The 20,641-nt window shown below is 65.7% G+C and carries 13 protein-coding genes and 1 pseudogene; 4 read left to right on the forward strand and 10 right to left on the reverse strand.

The features are described 5' to 3' along the window. The 5 genes and pseudogenes from ACEN88_RS06670 to ACEN88_RS06690 all read right to left on the reverse strand — a co-directional run. A pseudogene (locus tag ACEN88_RS06670) lies at nucleotides 1-309 on the reverse strand (SGNH/GDSL hydrolase family protein); the annotation flags it as partial. A gap of 82 nt (nucleotides 310-391) precedes the next feature. Then, nucleotides 392-1,240 carry a phosphoserine phosphatase SerB gene (gene serB / locus ACEN88_RS06675; RefSeq protein WP_413338116.1) on the reverse strand — a complete coding sequence of 283 codons (849 nt, stop codon included), beginning with the start codon at nucleotides 1,238-1,240 and terminating at the stop codon, nucleotides 392-394. A gap of 22 nt (nucleotides 1,241-1,262) precedes the next feature. Beyond that, nucleotides 1,263-4,712, reverse strand: coding sequence for a transcription-repair coupling factor (gene mfd, locus ACEN88_RS06680; protein ID WP_413338118.1), 3,450 nt, complete (start codon nucleotides 4,710-4,712; stop codon nucleotides 1,263-1,265). Between the two features lie 122 nt (nucleotides 4,713-4,834). Then, nucleotides 4,835-5,128, reverse strand: a complete 294-nt coding sequence (locus tag ACEN88_RS06685; RefSeq protein WP_413338120.1) for a hypothetical protein — start codon at nucleotides 5,126-5,128, stop codon at nucleotides 4,835-4,837. Between the two features lie 182 nt (nucleotides 5,129-5,310). Next, on the reverse strand, nucleotides 5,311-7,680 hold the full coding sequence (locus ACEN88_RS06690) for a penicillin-binding protein 1A (RefSeq protein WP_413338121.1): 2,370 nt from the start codon (nucleotides 7,678-7,680) through the stop codon (nucleotides 5,311-5,313). Nucleotides 7,681-7,860: 180 nt separating this feature from the next. Here ACEN88_RS06690 and ACEN88_RS06695 point away from each other — a divergent pair, with 180 nt between their 5' ends. After that, on the forward strand, nucleotides 7,861-10,116 hold the full coding sequence (locus ACEN88_RS06695; protein ID WP_413338123.1) for an OPT family oligopeptide transporter: 2,256 nt from the start codon (nucleotides 7,861-7,863) through the stop codon (nucleotides 10,114-10,116). On the opposite strand, the gene ACEN88_RS06700 is transcribed toward ACEN88_RS06695, so the two are convergent. After that, entirely contained in the window at nucleotides 10,117-11,010 is an 894-nt protein-coding gene (locus tag ACEN88_RS06700) for a LysR substrate-binding domain-containing protein (protein WP_056131778.1), read from the reverse strand. Between the two features lie 136 nt (nucleotides 11,011-11,146). Here ACEN88_RS06700 and ACEN88_RS06705 point away from each other — a divergent pair, with 136 nt between their 5' ends. Next, complete coding sequence (locus ACEN88_RS06705; RefSeq protein WP_413338126.1) at nucleotides 11,147-12,076, forward strand: NAD-dependent epimerase/dehydratase family protein; 930 nt, start codon at nucleotides 11,147-11,149, stop codon at nucleotides 12,074-12,076. A gap of 47 nt (nucleotides 12,077-12,123) precedes the next feature. Here the strand turns inward: ACEN88_RS06705 and ACEN88_RS06710 are convergent, their stop codons facing one another. Beyond that, nucleotides 12,124-13,626 (reverse strand): peptide MFS transporter, encoded by a 1,503-nt coding sequence (locus ACEN88_RS06710; protein ID WP_056131783.1) that lies wholly within the window; start codon nucleotides 13,624-13,626, stop codon nucleotides 12,124-12,126. Between the two features lie 235 nt (nucleotides 13,627-13,861). On the opposite strand from ACEN88_RS06710, the gene ppnN reads away from it, so the two are divergent. After that, on the forward strand, nucleotides 13,862-15,232 hold the full coding sequence (gene ppnN / locus ACEN88_RS06715) for a nucleotide 5'-monophosphate nucleosidase PpnN (protein ID WP_413338128.1): 1,371 nt from the start codon (nucleotides 13,862-13,864) through the stop codon (nucleotides 15,230-15,232). Nucleotides 15,233-15,388: 156 nt separating this feature from the next. Here the strand turns inward: ppnN and lysS are convergent, their stop codons facing one another. The 3 genes from lysS to prfB form a co-directional block, all read right to left on the reverse strand. Then, nucleotides 15,389-16,930 carry a lysine--tRNA ligase gene (gene lysS, locus ACEN88_RS06720; RefSeq protein WP_413338130.1) on the reverse strand — a complete coding sequence of 514 codons (1,542 nt, stop codon included), beginning with the start codon at nucleotides 16,928-16,930 and terminating at the stop codon, nucleotides 15,389-15,391. A 13-nt stretch (nucleotides 16,931-16,943) separates the two neighbouring features. After that, nucleotides 16,944-17,597: an HAD family hydrolase gene (locus ACEN88_RS06725; RefSeq protein WP_413338131.1), complete on the reverse strand. Its 654-nt coding sequence runs from the start codon at nucleotides 17,595-17,597 to the stop codon at nucleotides 16,944-16,946. A gap of 4 nt (nucleotides 17,598-17,601) precedes the next feature. Further along, a protein-coding gene (prfB, locus tag ACEN88_RS06730) for a peptide chain release factor 2 (protein WP_413338133.1) occupies nucleotides 17,602-18,706 on the reverse strand; the annotation gives its coding sequence in 2 pieces (ribosomal slippage) (nucleotides 17,602-18,624 and nucleotides 18,626-18,706; 1,104 coding nt in all). Between the two features lie 77 nt (nucleotides 18,707-18,783). On the opposite strand from prfB, the gene ACEN88_RS06735 reads away from it, so the two are divergent. Continuing rightward, the coding region (locus ACEN88_RS06735) for a bifunctional 2',3'-cyclic-nucleotide 2'-phosphodiesterase/3'-nucleotidase (RefSeq protein ID WP_413338135.1) at nucleotides 18,784-20,641 on the forward strand (1,858 nt) is incomplete at its 3' end.

Raw genomic sequence — 20,641 nt, forward strand, 5'->3', positions numbered from 1 at the left:
CCCGCTGCCGGCGACGAGGCTGGCGCCGCTGGATCGGAGGCCGATGTGCGCGGCGCCGATGCGCAAAGGCCCGCTGCCCATTTCGTTGGACAGCCGCACGCGCACGCGGTTGCCGGGGATGCTCGTGTGCACGATCAGGCGCAGCGTCTGGTTGCTGAACGTCTGCAGGCTGGCGGAGGGTGGCGGGCCGGCCGGCGCCGTGCCCCAGGTCGCGCACCAGGTGCTAGAAGACTGGGCGCGGACGGCCGGCAGCGTCAGACAGCCGGCCAGTGCCGGCAAGGCGTGGAGAAATGTGCGGCGTGACAGCATCGCGGGCTCCGTGATCGACGAGCGGACCCCATCAATCTACACATGCACACCGCATAGCCCTTGCGCCAGATCAGGAGAGGCGTCAGGCGAGGACGGCCAGCAGGCCGTCGAGGCCCGTGACATTCAGCGCCACGTCGGCCTGCGCGCGCACCACGGGCTTGGCGCGGAAGGCAACGGACAGGCCGGATACGCCCATCATCTTGAGGTCGTTGGCGCCGTCGCCCATGACGATCGCCTGTTTCGTGGCGATGCCCAGCTCGGCGCACACGCGTTCGACGGTGCGCTTCTTTTCCTCCGCGTCGACGATGCCGCCGACGACTTTACCGGTCAGCACGCCGCCGGCCGCTTCCAGCACGTTCGCGTGGGTGTAGTCGAGGCCCAGGCGCGTCTTGAGGCGTTCGGTGAAGAAGGTAAAACCGCCCGAGACGAGCAGCGTCCTGAGGCCCGCGGCCTGCACGGCCTGCAGCATCGCTTCGCCGCCCAGCGAGATGCGCAGGCGTTCTTCGTACACGCGCTCGAGCGCATCGACCGGCAACCCTTCCAGCAGCGCGACGCGGCGCGTGAGGCTTTCCGAGAAATCCAGTTCGCCGCGCATCGCGGCTTCCGTGATCGCGGAGACCTGCGGCTTGAGACCCTGCATGTCCGCGATCTCGTCGATGCATTCGATGGTGATCAGGGTGGAATCCATGTCCATCGCGACCAGCCTGAAATCGGCCAAGGTCAGGTTCGCGTCGACGAATGTCGCGTCGATGCCGGCGGCGTGGGCGGCCGCCTCGACTTGCGCTTTCAGTTCCGGCGTGAAGTCGAACCCGTCGCAGCGGAGCGCGTGCGCGTGGACTTCGGTGGTGCGTGCCGGACGGACGATGGCGGCGATCTGTGCGAGTGCGGCCTGGTCGGCGTTCGGGCCCTGGAGGACGAGCTTCTTGGACATGATTTGGTTTGCTTTAATCTATTTAAGCGAGGAGTTGTTTGATGGTCTGCTTGACCTGGTTCACGCGCGCGGCCAGGTCCGGCATGCTGGCCGTGATGCGCAGCTTGTCCTGGCCGGCCAGCTTGACGTGGCGGTTCTTCTGGATCAGCGTGATGATCCTGATCGGGTCGATCGGCGGCTTCTCCATGAACTGCAGGCTGGCGGCATCCGCATGTGCGTCGATCTTGACGATGCCGACGGACTTCGCCGCGATGCGCAGGCGGTGCGTTTCGATCAGCGCCTTCACGGCATCGGGCAGCTTGCCGAAGCGGTCGATGAGTTCTTCCTGCATGTCGTCGATGCGGCCCTGCTCCTCGCAGTTCGCGAGGCGTTTGTAGATCGACAGGCGTTCGTGCACGTCGCCGCAGAAATCCGCCGGAAGCAGGGCCGGCACGTGCAGGTTGATCTCCGTCGTCGACGACAGCGGCGCGCTCATGTCCGGTTCGCGGCCGGCCTTCAGCGCCTTCACCGCTTCGTTCAGCATGTCGGAGTACAGCTGGAAGCCGATTTCGAGCATCTCGCCCGACTGGTTCTCGCCCAGCACTTCGCCGGCGCCGCGGATTTCCAGGTCGTGCATGGCGAGATAGAAGCCGCTGCCCAGTTCTTCCATCTGCTGGATGGCATCCAGGCGGCGCTGCGCCTGCTTCGAGAGCCCCAGCACGTCGTTCACGAGCAGGTAGGCATAGGCCTGGTGGTGCGAGCGGCCGACGCGTCCGCGCAGCTGGTGCAGCTGGGCGAGGCCGAACTTGTCGGCGCGGTGCATGATGATCGTGTTCGCCGTCGGCACGTCGATGCCGGTCTCGATGATCGTCGTGCACAGCAGGATGTTGTAGCGCTGGGCGACGAAATCGCGCATCACCTTTTCCAGGTCGCGCTCGTGCATCTGGCCGTGCGCGACGGCGATGCGCGCTTCGGGCAGCAGCTCGCGCAGCATCGCGAGGCGGTTCTCGATCGTCTCGACTTCGTTGTGCAGGAAGTAGATCTGGCCGCCCCGTTTCAGCTCGCGCAGGCAGGCCTCGCGGATGACGGAGCCGTCCTCGCCGCGCACGAACGTCTTGATCGCGAGGCGCTTCTGGGGTGCCGTCGCGATGACGGAAAAGTCGCGCAGGCCTTCCAGCGCCATGCCCAGCGTGCGCGGGATCGGCGTCGCGGTCAGCGTGAGCACGTCGACTTCCGCCCGGAGGGCCTTCAGCGCTTCCTTCTGGCGCACGCCGAAGCGGTGTTCCTCGTCGATGATCACGAGACCGAGGCGCGTGAACTTCACGTCCGGCGACAGCAGCTTGTGCGTGCCGATCACGATGTCGACGGTGCCGTCGGCCATGCCCTTGATCGCGTTGTTGATTTCCTTGCCGGTGCGGAAGCGCGACAGTTCGGCGATGCGCACGGGCCAGTCGGCGAAGCGGTCGGAGAACGTCTGCGCGTGCTGTTCCGCGAGCAGCGTGGTCGGCGCGAGGATCGCGACCTGCTTGCCTCCCATGACGGCGATGAACGTGGCGCGCAGCGCGACTTCCGTCTTGCCGAAGCCGACGTCGCCGCAGACGAGGCGGTCCATCGGCCGGCCCGACGTCATGTCCTGGATGACGGCGGCGATGGCGGCGCGCTGGTCCGGCGTCTCGTCGAAGCCGAAGCTTTGCGCGAAGTTCTCGTAGTCCGTGGCCGAGTATTCGAACGAATGCCCCTGGCGCGCGGCGCGGCGGGCGTACAGGTTCAGCAGCTCGGCCGCCGTGTCGCGCACCTGTTCCGCGGCTTTTCTCTTCGCCTTGTCCCACTGGCCCGAGCCGAGCGTGTGCAGCGGCGCGTCGTCGGGCGACGCGCCCGAATAGCGCGAGATCACGTGCAGCTGCGACACCGGCACATAGAGCCTGGATTCTTTAGCGTATTCGAGGTGCAGGAATTCCGTCTCGCCTTCGCCCAGGTCCATGCTGACGAGGCCCAGGTAGCGCCCGATGCCGTGATTGATGTGCACGACGGGATCGCCGATCTTCAGCTCCGACAGGTCGCGCACCATCGACTCGACCTGCGAGCCAGCTTCCTGCTTCTTCTTGCCCGCGCGCCGGCCGGTGCCCGCGTACAGCTCCGTCTCCGTGATGAACACGAGATGGCCGGCGCCTTCTTCCATCAGCTCGAAGCCCGCCTGCAGCGGCGCGACGCCCAGCACGACCTTCGCCTCCGTCGCGCGCAGGCCGTCGAAGCCTTCGATCGATGCGAGGTCCAGCTTGTACTCGCTGAAGTACTGCTGCAGGGTCTCGCGCCGGCCGGCCGACTCCGCGCAGATCATCACGCGCCTGCCCGCGGCCTGCATCAGGTACGAGCGCAGGTTCGCGAGCGGATCGTCGAGGCGGCGGTTGACGGCGATGTCGGGGACCGCTGCGGAGAGCTCGGAAGCGCCCGCCGACGGGTCGCGCGCGATGGCCCAGCGGCCGTGCGGCTTGGCCTGCACGAAGAAATCCTCGGCGCCGAGGAAGATCTCCTTCGGTTCCAGGATCGGGCGATCGCGGTCGCTCTTGAGGAATTTGTAGCGCGATTCGGTATCGAGCCAGAAGCGCTGGATGGCCGCCTCGATGTCGCCGACGAGGGCGAGGCTCGTTTCGTCCGGCAGGTAGTCGAACAGCGTGGCCGTCTCGTCGAAGAACAGCGGCAGGTAGTATTCGATGCCGGCCGACGCGATGCCGTTGCCGATGTCCTTGTAGATCGTCGACCGCGACGGATCGCCTTCGAAGCGTTCGCGCCAGCGGCCGCGGAAGGCGCTGCGCGATTGCTCGTCCATCGGGAATTCGCGGCCCGGCAGCAGGCGCACTTCCTTCACGGGATACAGCGAGCGCTGGGTGTCGGCGTCGAAGGTGCGGATCGTCTCGATCTCGTCGCCGAACAGGTCAAGGCGGTACGGCAGCGCGGAACCCATCGGGAACAGGTCGATCAGGCCGCCGCGCACCGAGTATTCGCCCGGCGACATCACCTGCGTGACGTGCGTGTAGCCGGCCAATGTCAGCTGCGCTTTCAGCTTCGCTTCGTCCAGGCTTTCGCCCTGGCGGAAAAAGAATGTGTAGGCGGCCAGGAACGACGGCGGCGCGAGGCGCACCAGCGCGGTAGTCGCGGGCACGACGAGCACGTCGCACTGGCCGTTGCGGACTTCGTGCAGCGTGGCGAGGCGTTCGGACACGAGGTCCTGGTGCGGCGAGAACGCGTCGTACGGGAGCGTTTCCCAGTCCGGCAACAGGTGGCAGGACAGCTTGCCTTCCGCGAACCAGGGAATTTCATCGAGCAGCCGCTGGCCGTCGCTGGCATTCGCGACGATCACGGTCAGCATCTGCTTCCTGGCTTTCAGCGCAAGGGCGGCGACGGCGAGCGCATAGGCATCGGCCGAGCCATGCAGCTGGGGCAGGGCGAAACGGGTTCCGGGCTTGGGAAGGTGTTTGGTGAGATCGAAGGGCATTGACGCGGTGCTGTTCGGGTTCGTCAGGACGAGCGTCCATTATAGTCGAACAACGTGCGGGCCGCCCTCGTGCCGGGTTGGCCGGAGTCGTCCGGCCCGGGTTGGCCGGACGACGGAGACGATTACTGGTTGCCGCTGGTCTGGGCAGGTGCGGGGTTGGTACCCTGGCCGGTGGCGTTCGAATTGCCGGTACCGCCGGCGGAGATGCCGGTCGGCGTCGTGCTGGAGGTGCCCGTGGCGTTGGATTCCGGCGTGCCGGTCGAGGCCGGGGCGGAGCTGCTGCCGCTGGACATCGCGCCCGACGAGGAGCTGCCGCTGGCGCTGCTGCTGTCGCTACCGCTGGTGCCGGTCGAGCTGCATGCAGCCAGGGACATGGCCATCAGGCCGCCGATCAGGAGGGCTTGGTACTTTTTCATGTTGACTCCTTTTGTAAAAGTGACGCCATCATGGGGGCACACTTTTGCGTTCGAAATAGGATGAGTTCGTACAGACGTGTAGGACTGGGCGCACGATCTCTTCCATTTGTTGCAATGCGATTGCCGGCCTGCCAATGAAAACGGGCCGCACGCGGCGGCCCGTTCGGCGCGCGAGCGGCAGCTCAGAACAGCGTATTCGACGGCTGCTGTTGCTGCGGCACCGGCTGCACCGGCTGGCCCGGCGGGACCGTGCCGTCCACCGGCTGTACGGCGTTCGGATCCGGCGCCTGGTCGAGGTCGATGCCGCCGAGGGCCGGCGTTTCCGCGAACTCGGCATACACCCAGTCGTCGTTCTCGCGCACGACGCCCTCCGGCGCCAGGCGCTCTTCCTGCTGCGGGCGCTTGGCCAGCGCCACGCGCATGTAGTCGATCCAGATCGGCAGCGCGACGGTGGCGCCGAATTCGCGCCCGCCCAGCGATTTCGGATCGTCGTAGCCCATCCACGCGACCGCGACGACGTTGCCGCCATAGCCCGAGAACCAGCCATCCACGGCGTCGCTGGTCGTACCGGTCTTGCCGGCGATGTCCGTGCGGCCCAGCGCCTTGGTCGCTTCGGCGCCCGTGCCGTAGCGGGTCACGTCGCGCAGCATGCTGTCGGTGATGAAGGCGTTGCGCGGGTCGAGCACGCGCTGTTCGTCGGTGTGTTCGGCGGGCGCCTTCGTCTCCTGGATGATCTTGCCGTCGGCATCCTCGATGCGGGCGATCAGGTAGGGCTGCACGCGGTAGCCGCCGTTCGCGAAGACCGCGTACGCGCCCGCCATCTGCAGCGGCGTCGCCGCGCCGGTGCCCAGCGCCAGCGTGTAGTTCGACGGCTGGCGCGCGAGGTCGAAGCCGAACCTGGCGATGAACTCGTGCGCATACGGCACGCCGACGGCGCGCAGCAGCCGCACGGACGGGACGTTCTTCGATTCGGCCAGCGCGCGGCGCATCGTGATCGGACCGTCCCACTTGCCGTCGTCGTTCTGCGGCGACCACGTCTTGCCGGCATCCTCGCCCGCCATGTCGAGCGGCGCGTCGAGGATGAGCGTGCCCGGCGAATAGCCCTTGTCGACGGCGGCCGAGTAGATGAACGGCTTCATGCCGGAACCGGGCTGGCGGTACGCCTGCGTCACGTGGTTGAATTTCTGGAAGTTGTAGTCGAAGCCGCCGACGAGCGCGTGGTAGGCGCCCGTATCGGCATCGATGGCGACGAAGGCCGCGGCCACCTGCGGCACCTGCGTGACGCTCCAGTTGCCTTTCGCATCCTTCGCGACGCGGATGATCGCGCCCGGCGTCAGCTTCATCTTTTCCCTGGCGCTGGACGACAGGCCGGCCTGCGCGAATTTCAGGCCGGCGCCGGTGAGGTCCACCGTGTCGCCGTCGACGGTCTCCACGCGCACCGTCTTGCTCGTGGCCGACAGCACGACGGCCGGGATCAGGCCATCGCTGGTCGGGCGCTTGCCCAGCGCGTCGCCGATCGCGTCTTCGCGCTCGACCGGATCGGACGGCAGCTCCATGCGGTCTTCCGGGCCGCGCCAGCCGTGGCGCTGGTCGTACGTGAGCACGTTGCGGCGCACGGAGGCGTAGGCGGCGTCCTGCTCGGGCTTCAGGATCGTCGTGTAGACCTTGATGCCTTTCGTGTACGCGTCTTCCTTGAACTGGCTGTAGACGGCCTGGCGCGCCAGTTCGGCCACGTACTCCGCGTGCGTGCCGAAGTCCTGGACGCCGCGCTGGTTGACGCGCAGCGGTTCGGCCATGGCCTTCTCGTATTGCGCGTCCGTGATGTAGTTCAGTGCGCGCATGCGGCCCAGCACGGCGTGCTGGCGCTCGCGCGCCCGCTTCGGATTGGCCACCGGATTATGGCGCGCCGGGTTCTGCGGCAGGCCCGCCAGCATGGCCATCTCGGCCACCGACAGCTGGTCCAGCGTCTTGTTGAAATAGATGCGTGCGGCGCTGGAGAAGCCGTAGGCGCGCTGGCCCAGGTAGATCTGGTTCATGTACAGCTCGAGGATCTCGTCCTTCGACAGGGCGGTCTCGATCTTGTACGCGAGCGCGATCTCGTTGATCTTGCGCGACAAGCGCTTTTCGCGCGACAGGAAGAAGTTGCGGGCGACCTGCATCGTGATCGTCGACGCGCCGCCGGAGCCGAAGCCGCCGCGCAGGTTCGAGCCGACGGCGCCCATCGCGCGCTTCCAGTCGATGGCGCCGTGCTCGTAGAAGCGGGCGTCCTCGATGGCGAGCAGCGATTTCTTCATCAGGTCCGGGATCTTGTTGATCGGGACAAAATCGCGGTGCTCTTCGCCGAACTCGCCGATCAGGACGTTGTCCGCCGTATAGACCCGGAGCGGGATCTTGGGCCGGTAGTCGGTGACGGCATCCAGCGCCGGCACGTTGGGCAGCACGCGGAACACCACGTAGCCGGCGACGCCGGCAATGAACAGGACGATGATTGCGGCCGCGACGGCCAGGATGGGGAGCAGGAAGCCGCGTTGGCGGCGGGGGATAGTTGCCAAAACTGAACTCTCTTGATGCGGGTCGTAAAACCCCGTTGAGGCCGTAAACACGGGCGGTTTGAGAAATTATAATCCGCTTTTCTTAACGTACGGCATGTGAGATAGTCACGCTTTCAAGGGCTGCATGGCGATCCCGGCAGTCCTGTTTGCCACTACCCACGCCTGAAGGAAATCCCTCCGATGCCCTACGATCCCCATCCGCCCGCGGTCAAACCGTATATTCCGGCGTCGGCGCATTTGCCCGAGCTGACGTGGCGCGCCCTGATCATGGGCACCGTACTCGGCATGGTCTTCGGCGCGTCGTCGCTGTACCTCGTGCTGAAGGTGGGCCTGACCGTCAGCGCATCGATTCCCGTAGCCGTCATCGCGATCACCCTGTTCGGGCTCGCCAAGAAGATGGGCGGGCGCGAATCGACGATCCTCGAAAACAGCATTACGCAAACGGCCGGCTCGGCCGGCGAATCGCTCGCGTTCGGCCTCGGCTGCACCATGCCCGCGATCATGATCCTCGGCTTCGACCTGGAGATCTCGCGCGTGATGCTCGTGGGCGTGCTGGGCGGCCTGCTGGGCATCCTCATGATGATCCCGATGCGGCGCACGATGATCGTCGACCAGCACCGCGAACTGAAATACCCGGAAGGCACCGCGTGCGCCGAAGTGCTGAAGGCGGCGGCCACGGAAACGTCGCGCGAGGCGGCCGGCGAGGTGCGCGACGCGGACTCGGACGAAGCCAGGGACGCCCGCCGGCGCGCCTTCATCATCTTCGGCGGCTTCGGCCTCGGCCTGCTGTACAAGGTGATGAACATCTCGCTGAAGCTGTGGAAGGACACGGTCAACTTCATCTTCGACGCGCCGCTGAAATCCGGTTCGGCCGGCGCCGAGATCTCGCCCGAGCTGCTGGGCGTCGGCTACATCATCGGCCCGCGCATCGCGATGATCATGGCGGGCGGCGGCGTGCTGTCGTATCTGCTCCTGATCCCGATGATCAAGTTTTTCGGCGACGCGCTGACGGTACCCGTGGCGCCGGGCACGATGCTGATCCGCGACATGAGCCCGGACGACGTGCGCAGCGCCTACGTGCTGTACATCGGCGCGGGCGCCGTGGCGGCCGGCGGTCTGATTTCCCTCGTGCGCTCGCTGCCCACGATCTGGCATGGTCTCAAGGGCGGCCTGGCCGGCATCGGTAAATCCTCGAACGTGGATACGTCGCTGCGCACGGAGCAGGACATGCCGCTGAAATGGGTGGTGATCGGCTGCCTGGCCATCATCGCCGTGATCACGTTCGCGACGCCGCTGCACATGAACGTGCTGGGCGCGCTGCTGATCCTCGTGTTCGGCTTCCTGTTCTCGACCGTGTCCTCGCGCCTGACGGGCGAGGTGGGTTCGTCGTCGAATCCGATTTCCGGCATGGCCGTGGCGACCCTGCTGTTCACGTGCCTGATCTTCCTCGTGATGGGCTGGACGGGCGGGCGCTACTACGTGACGGCGCTGTCGGTCGGCGCCATCGTCTGCATCGCCGCCAGCAACGCGGGCACGACCTCGCAGGACCTCAAGACGGGCTTCCTCGTCGGCTCGACGCCGAAGCTGCAGCAGTACGCGATCCTCGCCGGCGCGCTCGCGTCCGCGCTGATCCTCGGCCCGATCCTGCTGAAGCTGAACGACGCCGGCACCGTGTACGTGCCGGCCGCGCAGGTCGCGCCGCACATCACGACGGACGCGTCGAAGCTGACGGAGTCCGCGCAGCTGCAAGGCCCGCAAGCCGCATCCGATCACGCAACGTATAAAGTCTGGCAGAAGACGGACACCGTGGGCGGCCCCGCCGGCAAATACCTCGTGCGCGCCGACGGCTCGCTCGCCTGGCTCGTCGACCCGGGCATCAACGGCCAGTACCACACGCGGCCGGACGGCACCGAGGTCAAGAAATTCGATGCGCCGAAGGCCGTGCTGATGTCGTACATCATCAAGGGCATCCTCGACCACCAGCTGCCATGGACCCTCGTGCTGTTCGGCGTGATGGTCGCGGTCGTGCTGGAGATGTCCGGCGTCGCGTCGCTCGCGTTCACGGTGGGCGTGTACCTGCCGCTCGTGTCCACGTTGCCGATCGCGATCGGCGGCATCATCCGCTGGATGGTCGACCGCCGCAACAGCGGGCTGCCGCAGTACCAGGGCCTGAACGAGGACGAGTTGCAGGCCGCGGGCGACCGCAGCTCGGGCACCTTGCTGGCCTCCGGCTACATCGCTGGAGGCGCGCTGGCGGGCATCATCATCGCCATCACGGCCGGCGTGATGACCGGCTTCGACGATGCGATGAACAAGTGGGCCGAGGCCGCGAATCCGTTCTTCGCGGGCGCCAGCGCGGACCTGCTGTCGATCCTGCCGTATGCGGCGATCTGCGTGCTGTTGTACATCGTGGGCCGCGAGAAGGCTGCGAAATAATCAGGCGATCGTCGCCTTCATGGCCTCCATCTCCGCGACGATCCAGTCGCGGAAATGCTGGACCTTCGTCATCGCCTCCTTGTGCGGATTGACGAGCAGTCGGTACCCGTAGCCGAACGGCGCGCTCCTGCACGCGAGCTGAAGGAGTGTCCCCGCGCGGATGTCCTCGAACGCGATCCCGTACGGCACGAGGCCGATCCCCTGGCCCGCGACGGCCGCCTGCGCCAGCACGCCCCAGTGGCTGTACGTGCGCGCAAAATCGTAATCGCCTTTCAGCGCGCGGTTCTCGTTCAGCAGCTGCAGCCACGTTTCCGGCGTGCGTTCGCACAGCAGCGGGAACCGGGTCAGGTCGGATAACTGCAGGGCATCCTGGCCCTCCGCCAGCAGGTCCGGGCTGTACACGGGCACGAGCCGCTCGCGGAACAGCAGGGCGGGGTCGTCGTCGCGCACGGGGCCATAGCGGATCGCCACGTCGACGGCGTCGTCCTCGATGTCCACGGGCGTGTCGTTGGAGTCGATACGCAGGTCCAGCTCCGGATGCAGCTTGGTGAAGCGCGACATGCGCGGCACGAGCCACTTGATCGCGAACGAGTGCGTGGTCGAGATTCGAAGGACCGCTTCCTCGTCGCCCCGCTGCAGTGCCGCCACCTTGCCGCGCAGGTCGGCCAGCATGCGCGCGACGACGATCGCCAGTTCCTGCCCCTTGGCCGTCAGCGCGATGTGGCGCGGATGCCGCACGAACAGCGGAAAACCGATGGCTTCTTCCAGTTGCTTGACCTGCAGGCTGACGGCGGCGGGCGTCTTGTGCAGCTCGCGCGCGGCCAGTTTGAAGCTGCCCCAGCGCGCGGCGCAATCGAAATCGATCAGGCCCGAGAGGCTGCGCAGCGGCTTCACGCCATCCCCGAGCGTAAGTTTTTCTTATTCATATCATTTATTTTTCTCGTTTGAACAATTGCCGGTCTAGTTACAGAATATAACGGATTCACCAAAACAGTGCTACGAGCCTCGCCCACAGACTAAGGAAAACTTCATGCCCAAGAATGTCCTGGTGATCGGCGGTACCCGTTATATCGGCAAGCTGCTCGTGCAGCGGCTGCTCCGCGCCGGCCATCGCGTCACCATCGCGACGCGCGGCTATGCGCCCGACCCGTTCGGCGACCGGGTCGCGCGCGTGCGCGTCGACCGCCGCAACGAGACCGCGATGCGCAACGCGTTCGCCCATCGCGGCCCGTTCGACATCGTGTACGACCAGATGTGCTACAACCCGCTGGACGCGGCCATCGCCGTGCGCACGTTCGCGGGCAAGGTGGGGCGCTACGTGATGGCGTCCACGATCGACGCTTACCGCGCCCTCGGCTACGACCATGCGGAGCCGCTGCGCGAGAGCGACCTGGCCGTCGAGGCGCAGCGGATCGACACCGGCTATCCTTGGCATGACCCGTGCCGCGCGACCGAGTGCTATGTGGCGGGCAAGGTGCAGGCGGAGGCCTATCTCGTGCGCGACGGCTCGCTGCCCCTCGTCACGCCGCGCCTGGCGCACGTGCTGGGCGGGCCGGAAGACTTTACCGGCCGCCTCGCGCACTACGTGGAACTGGCGCGCATGAACGGGGTGCTGGAATACTCGAATCCGGACGCCGTGCTGTCCTTCATGCCGCTGCAGGGTGCGGCGGACTTCCTCGTGTGGGTCGGGATGCAGGATTTCACGGGGCCGGTCAATGCGGCCTGCGACGGCGCGCTGTCGGCAAAAAGCCTGTACGAGCGGGTCGGCGCCGTGCTCGACACGCCCGTACGCATGCGCCAGCGCGTGCCGCCGGCGGAGATGGGGCGGCTGTCGCCGTTCGACGTGCCGGGTGCCATGGTGCTGGACACGTCGCGCGCGCAGGCGCTCGGTTACCGGTTCGGCCACTGCGAGGACTGGATCGACGATACGATCCAGCTGCATGACCTGGCGTTCGTGTAAACGACAACGGCGGCCTGCGGGCCGCCGTCGATGCCGAAGCGTAGGGATTACTTCACGCCATGCATCAGTTTCTGGATCAGCGGTGCGACCAGGAACAGCAGCACGCCGGCACCGATCAGGGCCCAGAAGCCGAACGTGTAGCCGGACAGCGCCGATTCCACGGTCATGCCTTTTTCACCCGAGACCACGGAAGCGAAGATGCCCGACAGGTTGTTGCCGATACCGGTGGACAGGAACCAGCCGCCCATGCCCAGGCCCACGAGGCGGGTCGGTGCGAGCTTGGTCACCATCGACAGGCCGATCGGCGACAGGCACAGTTCACCGATGGACTGGATCACGTACACCATGAACAGCGTCCAGAACGGGATCTTGCTGTCGGCGCCGACGAGGTGCTGCAGCGCGAACATCAGCAGCAGGAAGGCGAGGCCGTTGAAGATCAGGCCCAGGCCGAACTTGCGCGGGATCGACGGGTTCTTGCGGCCCATCGCGACCCACACGGCGGCGACCATCGGCGCGCACACGATGATGGCCAGCGTGTTCACGGACTGGAACCAGCCGGTCGGGAAGGTCCAGCCGCCGAAGTCGCGGCGCACGATGTATTCGGCCAGGAACGTGAACGAGCTGCCGGCCTGTTCGAAGAAGCACCAGAACATCACGTTGAAGAAGAAGATGACGAGCATGGCGATCGTCTTGTCGCGCACCACCGCGCCGCCGCGGATGCCTTCCACCATCAGCATGATCGCGAGGATGATGAAGAGGACCGACAGCACGCCCTGCAGCTTTTCCGCGCCGAGCTTCAGCAGGAAGTACACGACCGGGATGACGAGCAGCGAACCGATGACGACGCCGACGAGGCGTACCGGATTGGCCAGAGGACCGGTGGCGGCGCCGATACCCTTCAGCATGCGGCGGCCGATCTGGAACCAGATCAGCGACAGGATCATGCCGACGCCGGCGGCGAAGAACACGACCTTGTACGCGGGCACGCCGGTCTGGCTGGACATGCTCTGCGCCAGCGCGCCGGTCAGGATCGGGGCGAGGAAGCCGCCGCCGTTGATGCCCATGTAGAAAATCGTGAAGCCGGAATCGCGGCGCTGGTCGTTGATGCCGTACAGCTGGCCGACCATGGCGGAGATGTTCGGCTTGAACATGCCGTTGCCGACGATGATCGTGGCGAGACCCAGCTTGAAGATGTCCGGGTTGGGAATGGTGATGGCGAACAGGCCGGCCACCATGAACGAGGCGCCGACGAGGATCGAGCGCTGGTAGCCGATCACGCGGTCGGCGATGTAGCCGCCGAACACGGCGCCGGCATACACGAGGGCGAGGTAGGAACCATAGGTCAGGTTGGCGTCGGCCTGGCCTGAGCCGTCTCCGCCGTAGAACTGGGCGACGATGTAGAGCACCAGGGCCCAACGGATGCCGTAGAAAGCGAAGCGTTCCCAGAATTCGGTCATGAACAGCATCCAGAGGGGCGCCGGATGGCCCATGATCTGCTTGAATTCCGGGACCGCCTTCGGTTCGGCGGTTGAAGTAGCTGCACCGCTCATGCGGTTCCTCCCCTAATCTTTTTAAGAGTGATTGTCTTTGCGTGGCCTGCGCGTCCTGGGTAAGGACCGCGGCTAGCGTCGCATTTTAGTGGAAATCGTGCATATGGGGCCAGCTTTTTACAGCTCAGCCATATGCGGAATCGGCATAAGCGAAAACGGAGACGCAAACTCGGTTGACTTGTCGTATATTGGAGCAAAAGCCACACCGATTCACAGTAGAGAAAAGGAATACACCATGAACTACGACGTTGTCGATACGCTGATTTCTCCGGAAGGCCGATTGGAAGTCCTGTCCAAGGCCGAAGTGGCCAAGCTCCTCGATACGAGCCAGGGTGGGCTCTACCAGATCTTCCGCAAGTGCGCGCTGGCGGTGCTCAACTCCGGCAGTTCGATCGACGACGGCAAGGAGCTGCTCGAGCGCTACAAGGATTTCGACATCAAGATCATCCAGCGCGAACGCGGCATCAAGCTCGATATCCGCGGCGCGCCCGCGCACGCCTTCGTCGACGGCAAGATGATCAAGGGGATCCACGAGCACCTGTTCTCGGTCCTGCGCGACATCGTCTACGTGAATTTCGAAGTGACGGACAATCCGCGCTTCGACCTCACGCGCCCGGAGGGCATCACCGACGCCGTCTTCCACATCCTGCGCAACGCCAACGTGATCCAGCCGCAGCGCAACCCGAACCTCGTCGTGTGCTGGGGCGGCCACTCGATCAACCGGGTCGAGTACAACTACTCGAAGCACGTCGGCTACCAGCTCGGCCTGCGCGAGCTCGACATCTGCACGGGTTGCGGTCCGGGCGCGATGAAGGGCCCGATGAAGGGCGCCACCATCGGCCACGCCAAGCAGCGCCTGCAGGGCGGCCGCTACCTCGGCATCTCGGAGCCGGGCATCATCGCGGCCGAGTCGCCGAACCCGATCGTCAACGACCTCGTGATCATGCCGGACATCGAGAAGCGCCTCGAAGCCTTCGTGCGCACGGGCCACGGCATCGTCGTGTTCCCCGGCGGCGCCGGCACGGCGGAAGAGATCCTGTACATCCTCGGCATCCTGCTCCACCCGGACAACGCGGAACAGCCGTTCCCGCTCGTGTTCACGGGCCCGGCGCCGGCGCGCGAGTACTTCGAGCAGATCGACCAGTTCATCGGCCTGACCCTGGGCGAGGCGGCGCAGCGCCGCTACAAGATCATCATCGACGACCCGGATGCGGTGGCGCGCGAGATGCAGCAGGGGATCCGCCAGGTGCGCGAATTCCGCAAGTCGCGCAGCGACGCGTACTACTTCAACTGGGGCCTGCGCATCGATCCGGAATTCCAGAAGCCGTTCCGCCCGACGCACGAGAATATGCGCAACCTGTCGCTGCACAAGAACCAGGAAACGCATTTGCTGGCCGCGCACCTGCGCCGCGCGTTCTCCGGCGTCGTCGCGGGCAACGTGAAGGAAGAGGGCATCCGTGCGATCGAACAGTTCGGCAAGTTCGAGATCCATGGCGAGAACGAGATCATGGCGCCGATGGACAAGCTGCTGCAGTCGTTCGTGGAGCAGAGCCGCATGAAGTTGCCGGGCAAGGAGTACGTGCCCTGCTATCGGGTGGTGCGATAACCCGAAACGTCGTTCCCGCGAAAGCGGGAACCCATACTGAGCTGATTTTTCAACCTGCGTATGGATCCCCGCTTTCGCGGGGATGACGGTTCAACGGTCGGGGGAAATAAAAAAGGCGCGGACGAGTCCGCGCCTTTTTTTTGTGATGCGTGGCGTTTAATCTTCCTTGCGCAGATGCGGGAACAGCAGCACGTCACGGATGTTCGGCGAATCGGTGATGATCATCATGAGACGGTCGATGCCGATGCCGCAGCCGCCGGTGGGAGGCATGCCGTATTCCAGCGCGCGGATGTAGTCGGCGTCGTAGTACATCGCCTCCTCGTCGCCCGCCTGCTTCGCTTCGACCTGCGCCAGGAAGCGTGCCGACTGGTCTTCCGGATCGTTCAGTTCCGAGAAGCCGTTGGCGATCTCGCGGCCCACCATGAACAGCTCGAAGCGTTCCGTGATGCCTTCGCGCGTGTCCGACGCGCGCGCCAGCGGCGACACTTCGACCGGATAGTCGATGATGAAGGTCGGTTCCCACAACTGCGCTTCCGCCGTCTCTTCGAACAGCGACAGCTGCAGCGCGCCCAGGCCCGAGATGGCGTGCGGCTTGACGCCGAACTTCGCCAGTTCCGCCTTCAGGAAGTCCATGTCGTGCAGCTGTTCGTCCGTGTAGTGCGGGGCGAACTTGTTGATCGCCTGGACGATCGTCAGGCGGTGGAACGGCTTGGAGAGGTCCAGCGCGCGGCCGCCGTACGTCAGTTCGGCGGTGCCGTGGGCGTCGATGGCGGCCTGGCGGATCACGGCTTCCGTGAAGTCCATCAGCCACTTGTAGTCGGTCCACGCGGCGTAGAACTCCATCATCGTGAATTCCGGGTTGTGGCGGATCGACACGCCCTCGTTGCGGAAGTTACGGTTGATTTCGAACACGCGGTCGAAGCCGCCCACGACGAGGCGCTTCAGGTACAGTTCGGGCGCGATGCGCAGGAACATCTGCATGTCGAGCGCGTTGTGGTGCGTGATGAACGGTTTCGCCGCGGCGCCGCCCGGGATCGGGTGCAGCATCGGCGTCTCGACTTCCATGAAGCCGTGGTCCTGCATGAAGCGGCGGATCGACGAGATCGCGGCCGTGCGTGCCTTGAACGTGCGGCGCGTTTCTTCGTTCATGATCAGGTCGACGTAGCGCTGGCGGTACTTCGTTTCCTGGTCGGCGAGGCCGTGGAATTTGTCCGGCAGCGGACGCAGGGCCTTGGTGATCAGGCGCAGGGTCGTGACCTTGACCGTCAGTTCGTCGGTCTTGGTCTTGAACAGCGTGCCCTCGACGCCGAGGATGTCGCCCAGGTCGTAGTGGCGCAGCGCTTCCATCGCTTCCTCGCCCGTGTTGTCGAGGGTGACGTAGATCTGGATGCGGCCGTCGGCGCGCAGGCCCGACGCATCCTGCAAGGTCGCGAACGCGGCCTTCTTGCCCGCTTCGCGCTTGAGCATCATGCGGCCGGCCAGCACGACCTGCTGCGGTTCCGCCTCCAGCTGTTCGCGGGTCCAGCCGCCGAACTGCTCGGTGAGATCGGCCGCCTTGTGCTGCGGGACGAAGTCGTTCGGGAACGCGATGCCTTTTTCGCGGATCGCGGCCAGCTTGGCGCGACGCTCGGCGATGATCTTGTTGTCCTCGGCCGCGAGAGTCGACGGCTCGTTTTGTTCTTGGTTTTCGGTGCTCATATCAGATATCAGTCTAGTTTGGGTTCAACAGGCTGGCGGCATCCAGGTCTTCGTAGTGCTCCACGATGCGCACGATATTGTCGAATTCGCGGAAGGCCTCGGCGGGCAGGGTGGTCGTGATGACGACGGCCTTCATGCCGGCGCGGCGCGCCGCTTCCACGCCCATCGGCGCGTCTTCGAACACGATGCAGTCGCGCGGGTCGACGCCCAGCTTCTCGGCCGCTTTCAGGAATACGTCCGGATGCGGCTTGCCGCGCGCGACGTCGGCCGCGCCGACGACGGCGTCGAAATGGCGGCGCAGGTCCAGCTCGTCGAGCGTGAAGACGATGTTCGCGGGCGGGGCGGACGTCGCCACCGCCAGCTTCACGCCTTGCGCGCGTGCGGCCGTCACAAAAGCCTCGAAGCCCTGGATCGCGCTGCGGTGCGGGCCGTACATCTCGCGGTACAGTTCATCCTTTTCGTGCGCCAGCACGGCGATCTCGTCGTCCGTGATCTCCGGGCCGAGGCGTTCGCGCAGGATCTCGCGACCCTGCGCGCCCGCCGTCTCGCGGAAGAACGCGTCGGCGTCGTACGTCTTGCCGTGGCGCTCGAAGAACGCCAGCCAGGAATCCGTGTGGAACGCCATGTTGTCGACGATGGTGCCGTCCATGTCGAAGATGAAGGCCATCGGCTTACACCCCTTGCTTCAGCGAAGCGGAGATGAAGTCGTCGAGGTCGCCGTCCAGCACGTTCTTCGTGTTGCCGGTCTCGAAGCCGGTGCGCAAGTCCTTGATGCGCGACTGGTCGAGGACGTACGAACGGATCTGGTGGCCCCAGCCCACATCGGTCTTCGAATCTTCCAGCTTCTGCTGCTCGGCCATGCGCTTGCGCAGTTCCAGTTCGAACAGCTTGGCGCGCAGCATGTCGAACGCTTCGGCCTTGTTGCGGTGCTGCGAGCGGTCGTTCTGGCACTGCACGACGATGCCCGACGGGGCGTGCGTCAGACGCACCGCGGAGTCGGTCTTGTTGATGTGCTGGCCGCCCGCGCCGGACGCGCGGTACGTGTCGATGCGGACGTCGGCCGGGTTGATGTCGATTTCGATCGATTCGTCGACTTCCGGGTACACGAAGATCGACGAGAACGACGTGTGGCGGCCGTTGGCGGAGTCGAACGGCGACTTGCGCACGAGGCGGTGCACGCCCGTTTCCGTGCGCAGGTGGCCGTAGGCGTATTCGCCTTCGACCTTGATGGTAGCCGTCTTGATGCCGGCGACCTCGCCCTCGGACAGTTCCATCACCTCGGCCTTGAAGCCCTTGCGCTCGCAATAGCGCAGGTACTGGCGCATCAGCATCGACGCCCAGTCCTGGGCCTCGGTGCCGCCGGCGCCGGCCTGGATGTCGATGAAGCAGCTGGCGTGGTCCATCGGATTGCTGAACATGCGACGGAATTCCATCGCCTCGATGACCTTCCTGATTTCCCCGGCATCGCCTTCGACCGCTTCGATCGTGGCGTCATCGCCTTCTTCGCGAGCCATCTCGAACAGGTCGGCCGCGTCCGTCAGGTCGGCGCGCGCCTTTTCCAGCGTGAGGACGACGCCTTCCAGCGCCTTCTTCTCGCGGCCCATCTCCTGGGCGCGTTTCTGGTCGTTCCAGATGGCGGGGTCTTCCAGCTCCTGGTTGACCTGCTCTAACTTCTCCGCTTTGCGGTCGAAGTCAAAGATACCTCCGAAGTTCGGCTTCACGGCTGGTCAGGTCGTTCAGCAGGGAGGAGAGGGCATTGATGCGTTCAGCTTCCATGGTCTGTGGCAATTTTCTGTGGTTGAATCGAACCGGAGATTATACCTTAGTGCGCGCATGCTTTATGATGCGAGCCCATGACGCGCCACCTTTCCCATCTGTTCCGCCTGCTGCCGCTCGCGGCCATGGTCTCCGCCAGCGCCGCACCCGTGCCGGCCGGCACCACCGCCACGCTCGCGATCCTGGAGACGACCGATATCCACGCGAACGTCGTCGGTTACGATTATTTCAAGCTGGCGGCCGACCCGTCACTGGGCCTGGACCGCACGGCGACCCTGATCGCCCAGGCGCGGCGCGAGTTCCCGAATACGGTGTTGCTCGACAACGGCGACACGATCCAGGGCAGCGCGCTGGGCGATTACCAGGCCGTCGTCGCGCCGGTGAAATGCGGCGAGCTGCTGGGCATCCACAAGGTGATGAAGCGGCTCGGCTATGACGGCGGCGGGGTCGGCAACCACGATTTCAATTATGGCCTCGGCTTTCTCGGCCAGGTCACGGGCAACCGTTTCGACGTGCCCGGCGTGCCGCGCGCGAAGAAGCCATGCGCCGGCCCCGGCTTCCCGATCGTGCTGGCCAACGTCGTGAGCGTCAGGACGCACCAGCCCCTGTTCGCGCCGTACCGCATCATCGAGAAGCGCGTGCAGGCCGAGGACGCCGCCGGCAAGCCCGTCGAGGCAACGGTCAAGGTCGGGATCATCGGCTTCACCACGCCCACGATCCTGTCCTGGGACAAGCGCTGGCTCGAAGGCCGCGTCACCACGGAAGGCGTCGTCGAGACGGCGCGGCGCTACATACCGGAGATGCGCAGGAAGGGCGCCGACGTGATCGTCGCGATCTCGCACGGCGGCCTCGATGCGAGCCCGTACTCGCCCACGATGGAAAACGGCAACTACTACCTCGCGCAGGTCCCCGGCATCGACGCGCTGCTGCTGGGCCACGCGCACCAGCAGTTCCCGAACCCCACGAGCACGGCGGCGCAGTTTAATCTCCCGAACGTCGACAAGGCGCGCGGCACCGTGTTCGGCGTGCCGACCGTGATGGCGAGCCTGTGGGGCAAGCACCTCGGCGTGATCCGCTTCGACCTGCGCCACGACGGCAAGGGCTGGACGATCGCCCGTGACAATACCGTCGTCGAGACGCGCGCCACGCAGCGGGCGGATAAATCGTACGTGGCAGCCGACCCGGCCGTGCTCGACCTCGTGCGCGCCGAGCACGAGGCGACGATCCGCTATGTGAAAACGCCGGTCGGCAGCACGGACTTCCGCATGTCGACGTATTTCGCCGACCTGGGCGATCCGTCGGCGCTGCAACCCGTCAACGCCGCGCAGGCGGATTACGTGCGCGCCTATGTGAAGGCCAGCCTGCCGCAGTACGCGAACCTGCCGGTGCTGTCCGTGTCCGCCGCGTTCAAGGCCGGCGCGGCGGGACCGGGCGATTACACGGACGTGGCGCCCGGCAGCCTCGCGCTGAACAACGCGGCGGACCTCTACCTGTACCCGAATGCGCTGTACGCCGTCAAAGTCGACGGTGCGGCGTTGACGGCCTGGCTGGAAAAGGCGGCGCACCGTTTCAACACCATCGACCCGGGGCGCACCGAACCGCAGGAACTCGTCAACGGCAGCTTCCCCAGCTATAACTTCGACACGGTCACCGCCCCCGGTCTGCATTACGAGATCGACGTGACGCGCCCGCCCGGCCAGCGCATCGGCAACCTCGAGTGGCAAGGCAAGCCGGTGGCCAGCGGGCAGGCGTTCCTCGTCGCGACGAACAACTACCGGGCGAGCGGCGGCGGCAACTTTCCGGGCCTCGACGGCAGCAAGACGGTGATCGCGTCGCCGGACACGAACCGCGACGTGCTGATCGCCTGGATCCGCGCGCCAGGTCCAGCTTGCCCGGCGGCGCGTGGAACACGACCGGCCCGGCCGTCGTCACGGG

The sequence above is a fragment of the Massilia sp. CT11-108 genome (genome assembly GCF_047302915.1).
GTDB lineage: Bacteria > Pseudomonadota > Gammaproteobacteria > Burkholderiales > Burkholderiaceae_D > Telluria > Telluria orientalis.